The sequence below is a fragment of the Kitasatospora sp. NPDC056531 genome, from assembly GCF_042794375.1.
GTDB lineage: Bacteria > Actinomycetota > Actinomycetes > Streptomycetales > Streptomycetaceae > Kitasatospora.
This window is the reverse complement of record NZ_JBHTTU010000177.1, coordinates 1-7184: the sequence shown is the minus strand read 5'-3', so window position 1 is coordinate 7184 and position 7184 is coordinate 1. Positions and strand designations below refer to the sequence as shown.

Below are 7184 nucleotides of genomic sequence, written 5' to 3'. Positions count from 1 at the left end.
GCATTCGTGCCGCTCACCCCGAACGAGGAGACACCCGCCCGACGCGGACCCCCGGTCTCCGGCCAGTCCCGCGCCTCGGTCAGCAGCTCCACCGCGCCGGCCGACCAGTCCACATGCGAGGTCGGCTCGTCCACGTGCAGCGTCCGCGGCAGCACACCGTGCCGCATCGCCATCACCATCTTGATCACACCGGCGACACCCGCAGCGGCCTGCGTGTGACCGATGTTCGACTTGACCGAGCCGAGCAACAGCGGACGGTCCGCGTCACGGTCCTGGCCGTAGGTCGCCAGCACGGCCTGCGCCTCGATCGGGTCACCGAGTTTCGTGCCGGTCCCGTGCGCCTCCACCACGTCGACCTCGGCCGCGGCGATCCGCGCGTCGGCGAGCGCCTGGCGGATCACCCGCTGCTGCGAGGGACCGTTCGGCGCCGTCAGGCCGTTCGAGGCGCCGTCCTGGTTCACCGCGATGCCCCGCACCACGGCGAGCACCGGGTGCCCGTTGCGCCGGGCGTCGGAGAGCCGCTCGACCAGCAGGACGCCCGCGCCCTCGGCGCAGGACATGCCGTCGGCCGCGTCGGCGAACGCCTTGGAGCGCCCGTCCGGGGCCACCGCGCGCTGGCGGGAGAAGCCGGTGATGCCGGCCGGAGTGGCCATCACGGTGACGCCGGCGGCCAGCGCCAGCGCGGACTCGCCGCGGCGTACGGACTGGACGGCGAGGTCCAGCGCGACCAGCGAGGAGGAGCAGGCCGTGTCCACGGTCAGGGACGGGCCCTCCAGCCCGAGGACGTAGGAGATCCGCCCCGAGGCCACGCTCATCGAGCCGCCGGTGATCAGGTGTCCCTCCAGGCCCTCGCCGGCGTTGCCCTGGCGGGTGTAGCCCTGGTCGTTGCCGCCCACGTAGACGCCGGTGCGGCTACCGCGCAGCGAGCGCGGGTCGATCCCGGCCCGCTCGATCGCCTCCCACGAGGTCTCCAGCAGCAGGCGCTGCTGGGGGTCCATCGCCACGGCCTCGCGCGGCGAGATCCCGAAGAACCCGGCGTCGAACTGCCCTGCGTCGTGCAGGAACCCGCCCTCGCGGACGTAGGTCTTCCCCTCCTTCTCCGGGTCCGGGTCGTAGACGCCCTCGGTGTCCCAACCGCGGTTGGTGGGGAACCCGGAGACCACGTCCCGCTCCTGGAGCACCAGCTCCCACAGGTCGTCCGCGGAGGCGACGCCCCCGGGGTAGCGGCAGCCCACGCCCACGATGGCGACCGGGTCGTCGTCGGCGGCCTGCCGGGCGAACAGTGCGTCGGCCTGGCCGGCCGAGCACGAGGGGGTGTCAAGGATCCGGCTCCGGAGGAAGCCCGCCATCACCTGCGCGCTGGGGAAGTCGAAGACCAGCGTGGTCGGCAGGTTCAGGCCGGTCGCCGTCTTCAGACGGTTGCGCAGCTCGACCGAGGTCAGCGAGTCGAAGCCGAGTTCGCGGAAGGCCCGGTCGGGCTCGATGGCCTGCGCGGAGGCGTGGCCCAGCACCTCGGCGGCGCGTGTCCGCACCAGGTCCGTCAGCTGCAGGAGCTGGTCCGTCTCGGGCAGCGCCAGCAGCCGGGTGCGCAGCGCGGACAGCGCATCGGAGCCGGCCTGCGCCTCGTCGGCCGGGCGGGCCTCCAGGAGCTTGCGGACCGCGGGCAGGTCCGCCAGCAGGCGGCTGGGGCGCACCGAGGTGAAGGTGGCGATGAACCGCTCCCAGTCGACGTCGGCGACCATCAGGAAGGTCTCGTCGTGGTCCAGGACGTGCTGCAGGCCCGCCAGTGCCTGGTCCGACCGGAAGGTCGGCAGCCCCCGGCGGATCAGGTTGGCGTTGGTGTCGAACACCTCGCCGTTCTCCAGCACGTGGACGGCGTCCCACATGCCCCACGCCACCGAGGTGGCGGTGAGCCCGCGCGCCCGGCGCTGCTCGGCCAGGGCGTCCAGGTAAGCGTTGGCGGCGGAGTAGGCGCCGTGGTCACCGCTGCCCCACACGCCGGCGACGGAGGAGAACAGGACGAAGGCGTCCAGCTGCTCCTCGGCGAAGACGGCGTCCAGGTTGGCCGCGCCGGCGACCTTGGCGCCGACCACGCCGGCGAAGTCGGCCAGGCTGGTGTCGCCCAGCGAGGCGAGGCCGATCAGCGCGGCCGCGTGCACCACGGCGCGCACCGGCGAGCCCTCGGCCGCGACCTGCTGGACCAGCTCCGCCAGCGCCTCGCGATCCGTCACGTCGCAGGTCGCCAGGGTCACCCGCACGCCCGACCCGGCGAGCTCGTCGCGCAGTTCGACCGCGGCGGCGGAGTCCGCGCCGCGTCGGCCCGGCAGGACCAGGTGCTCGGCGCCGTTGCGGGCGAGCCAGCGCGCCACGTCGGGCCCGATCGCGCCGGTGCCACCGGTGAGCAGCACGGTGCCACGGGGCCGCCACGGGGCCGGGGCGGCCCCGTCCGCGACGGGAGCGGCCTTGGCCAGGCGGCGGCCGAAGACGCCCGCGGAGCGGATCGCGACCTGGTCCTCGCCCGAGTCTCCGGCCAGCACGCCGCAGAGCCGGTCCAACGCCCGGTCGTCCAGCGACCCGGGCAGGTCGACCAGACCGCCCCAGCGCCGGGAGTGCTCCAGCGCGGCCACCCGGCCAAGGCCCCAGATCTGCGCCTGCATCGGGTCGACCGGCTCCGCACGCCGCGCTGCCAGCCCCTGGCGCGTCAGGCACCACAGCGGCGCCTCGACCCCGGCGTCGCCCAGGGCCTGGACCAGCGCCAGGGTCACGGCCAGACCGACCGTCATGCCCGGCGCCTCCGGCAGCTCCTCGCCCGCCAGCGCCGCCAGCGACAGCACGCCGGCGAGCGGCCGCTCGGCGGTCAGCTCGCTCAACCGGGCGCCCAGGGCGCCGCGTTCGGTGTCGGCGAGGCCGGTCTCCAGCAGCACCGTCTCGGCCCCGCGGCCGCGCAGGCCGTCCAGGAGGGTCCCGATCCACGGGTCGTCACCCTGCCCGGTGGGCACCGCCACCAGCCAGCTGCCGGACAGCGCCGCCGTACCGGGCGACACCGGCTTCCAGGTCACCCGGTAGCGCCACCCGTCCACCGCAGCCTCGTCGCGACGCCGACGGTGCCAGCGCGACAGCACCGGCAGCACCGCCTCCAGCGACAACTGCTCGCTCTCGCCGTCCATCGAGAGCGTGTCGGCTAGCGAGGCCAGGTCCTCCTGCTCCACCGCGGCCCAGAACCGTGCGTCCAGCTCACCGGCCGACCCGGGCAGCGCCTCGGCGGCGCCCGTCGAGGCGGTGAACTCGGGCCAGTAGCGCTGCCGTTGGAAGGGATAGGTGGGCAGCTCGACCCGCTGGAGGTCCCGGCCCGCGAACACGGCCGACCAGTCGACCGTCAGGCCGTGGACGTACGCCGCCGCCAAGGAGGTGGCGAAGCGGGTCAGCGCGTCCTCGTCCCGGCGCAGCGATTCGGCGACGGCGACCTCCACCGCCGCGGTCTGTCCGGCGATGTCCTCGACGTTCGCGGTGAGCAGCGGGTGCGGGCTCGCCTCGACGAACGCCGCGTGGCCGTGGCCGAGCAGCTCGCGCACGGTCCGCTCGAACTCCACCGGCTCGCGCAGGTTGCGGAACCAGTAGGCGCTGTCGAGCTGCTCGGTGTCCAGCCGGCCGCCGGTCACCGTGGAGTAGAAGGGGATCTCCGAGGCCTGCGGCCGGACCGATGCCAGCTCGGCGAGCAGCTTCTCGCGCAGCTTCTCCACCATCGGCGAGTGCGAGGCGAAGCCCACACCGGGGATCGGCCAGCGCATCACCCCGCGCTTGGAGAGGTCGGCGCCGAACTCGTCCAGGGCTTCCAGATCGCCCGAGACGGTGGTCGCGGCCTGGGAGTTGACGGCCGCCACCGAGATCCGGTCGCTCCACGGAGCCAGCCACTCGCGGACCTGCTCGGCCGGTGCCAGCACCGACACCATGCCGCCCTTCTCGACCTCCGCCGCCAGGGCCTGGCTGCGGACGGCGATGATCCGGGCCCCGTCCGCGAGGGTCAGCGCGCCCGCGACGCAGGCTGCGGCCACCTCGCCCTGGGAGTGGCCCACCACCGCGACGGGTTCCACGCCGAGCGAGCGCCAGACCTCCGCGAGCGACACCATCATCGCCCACAGGGCGGGCTGCGCCACGTCCACGCGGTCGAGCGACGGGGAGCCCGGCTCGCCGCGCAGCACGTCCAGCAGCGACCAGTCGAGGTACGGGTCCATGACCTGCGCGCACTCGCTCGCCCGGCGGCGGAACGCCGGGGAGGCCTCCCAGAGCCGCGCGCCCATCCCGATCCACTGCGACCCCTGGCCGGGGAAGACGAAGACCGGACCGCGGCCGGCGCGGGCCGCACCCCGCACCAGGCCGGTGCGGTCCTCGCCCGCCGCGAGCGCAGCCAGTCCGGCCAGCAGCTCCTCGCGGTCGGCGGCGACCAGCGCCGCGCGGTGTTCCATGGCGTTGCGGGTTCCGAGCAGCGAGGTGGCCACATCCACGGCGGCCAGGTCGGGCTGGGCCCGCAGGTGTTCCAACAGGCGGGCCGCCTGCTCGCGCAGTGCCTCGGCCGAGCGTGCGGACACCACCGAGGGCACCAGCTCGCCCAGCGCCAGGGCGCTCTCCGTCCGCTCCGCGTCCTGGTCGCCGGCGCCCGCCGGCCGGGCGGCAGCCGGCGGCTCCTCCGCCGGCGCGGCTTCCAGCACCACGTGGGCGTTGGTCCCGCTCATGCTGAACGAGGAGACCGCGGAACGCCGGGCCGCGCCGGTCTCGGGCCACGACACAGTCTCGGTCAGCAGCTCCACCGCGCCGGCCGACCAGTCCACGTGCGGGGTGGGCTCGTCGACGTGCAGGGTGCGCGGCAGGACGCCGTGGTGCATCGCCAGCACCATCTTGATCACGCCGACCACGCCGGCTGCCGCCTGGGTGTGGCCGAGGTTCGACTTGACCGAGCCGAGCAGCAGCGGCCGGTCCGCGTCACGGTCCTGACCGTAGGTCGCGATCAGCGCCTGCGCCTCGATCGGGTCACCCAGCGTGGTGCCCGTCCCGTGCGCCTCCACCGCGTCGACCTCGGCGGCCGTCAGCCGGGCGTTGGCCAGGGCGGCCCGGATCACCCGCTGCTGGGACGGACCGTTCGGCGCCGTCAGACCGTTGGAGGCGCCGTCCTGGTTGACGGCGCTGCCGCGGACGACGGCGAGCACCGGGTGCCCGTTGCGCCGCGCGTCGGAGAGCCGCTCGACCAGCAGCATGCCCACGCCCTCGCCCCAGGCGGTGCCGTCGGCCGCGGCCGCGAAGGGCTTGCAGCGACCGTTGCGGGCCAGGTTGCCCTGCCGGCTGAACTCGAGGAACGGCCCAGCCGTCGACATCACCGTCACGCCGCCGGCCAGCGCCAGGTTGCACTCCCCCTGGCGCAGCGCCTGCACCGCCAGGTGCAGGGAGACCAGCGAGGACGAGCAGGCCGTGTCGACCGTCACCGCCGGCCCCTCCAGACCGAACGAGTACGCCAGCCGTCCGGAGGCGACGCTGGGGGCGTTGCCGGTACCGATCAACCCCTCCAGCTTGTCGGTCTGCCCGGCGGCAGCGGTCAGCAGGGTCATGTAGTCCTGGCCGCTGGAGCCGACGAAGACCCCGGTGGTGCTGCCGCGCAGCGCCTCCGGATCGATCCCGGCCCGCTCGAACGCCTCCCAGGACGCCTCCAGCAGCAGCCGCTGCTGCGGGTCCATGGCCAGGGCCTCACGCGGCGAGATGCCGAAGAACCCCGCGTCGAACTCCTCCGCCGTCTCCAGGAAGGCGCCCTGCGCGACGTACGACTTGCCCTTCACCCCGGGGTCCGGGTCGTACAGCGCGTCCATGTCCCAGCCGCGGGCGGCCGGGAAGTCGGAGAACGCGTCACGGCCGGAGACCAGCAGGTCCCACAACCCCTCCGGGTCCTGCGCGCCGCCGGGGAAGCGGCAGCTCATGCCGACGATCGCGATGGGCTCCCGCGATGCCTCGGCGAGCCGGCGGTTCTCCTGGCGCAGGCGCTCGGTCTCCTTCACGGACAGCCGGAGCGCTTCGACGAACTTTTCCTGCGAGGCATCCATCGAGATGTCCAAAATCCAATCGTGGCGAAGCGGAGATGTTGTCGAAGGCCGTACTGGGCCCGGGACTTGTCGCTGTTGTCGAAGGCCGTGCTAGGCCGGAGGGTTGTCGCTGCTGTCGAAGACCATGCGGAGCAGGCTCTCCGCGTCCATGGCGTCGATCGCCTCGACGGCGACGCTCTCGTCGGCGGCGTCCGGCTCGTCAGCGATGCCGGCGAGCCGCAGCAGGACGTCCATGACGCCGGCCTCCCGCAACCGGGAGAGCGGGATTGTCGCGAACGCCTCTCGGATCCGCTCCTCACCCTGGTCGACGTCGGGCCTCAACCCGGCCGCGGTCTCCAGTTCCGTACTGAGGTACCGGGCGAGAGCGGCGACGGTCGGGTAGTCGAAGATCACCGTGGCCTGGAGCCGCAGCCCGGTCGCGGCGTTGAGCCGGTTGCGCAGTTCGACCGCGGTCAGCGAGTCGAAGCCGAGGTCGTTGAACGCGCGGCTCCCTTCGATGTCCGCGGAGGAGGCGTGTCCGAGGACGGCTGCGACCTGGGTCTGCACCAGGTCCAGCAGCACGCCGACGCGCTGCGACTCCGGCATCGCCGCGAGCCGCCGTGCCAGCGCGGTGCCGGCGTCGGCACCGGCCGCGGCCGCGGCACGGACGGGCACGCGCACCAGGTTGCACAGCAGCGCGGGCACGTTCGCCGTACCGGTCTGGGTACGCAGCCCGGCCAGGTCCAGGCGAGCCGGCAGCAGGACCGCCTCGCCCATCGTCTGGGCGGTGTCGAGGAGTTCGAGCGCCTCCGTGGAGGAGAGCCCTTCGACGCCGTTGCGGTTGATGCGGTGGAGGTTGCCGTCGCCGAGCGCGCCGGTCATGCCCGACTCCTCGGCCCACAGGCCCCAGGCGAGGGAGACCGCGGGCAGGCCGAGCGCCTTGCGGTGCTGGGCCAGCGCGTCCAGGAAAGTGTTGGCCGTCGCGTAGTTGCCCTGGCCCGGCGCGCCGAAGGTGCCCGCCACCGACGAGAACAGCACGAAGGTCGACAGGTCCAGGTTCTGGGTGAGCTCGTGCAGGTGCCAGGCGGCATCGAGCTTCGGGCGCAGGACGGTGTCGAAGCG

General features: G+C 74.0%; 2 protein-coding genes. Both read right to left on the bottom strand.

The features are described from left to right. The coding region (locus tag ACFQ87_RS43365; protein ID WP_380616534.1) for a type I polyketide synthase at positions 1-6095 on the bottom strand (6095 nt) is incomplete at its 3' end. A gap of 78 nt (positions 6096-6173) precedes the next feature. Then, positions 6174-7184 (bottom strand): beta-ketoacyl reductase (locus ACFQ87_RS43360; RefSeq protein WP_380616532.1); only part of this gene is annotated, 1011 nt, incomplete at its 5' end.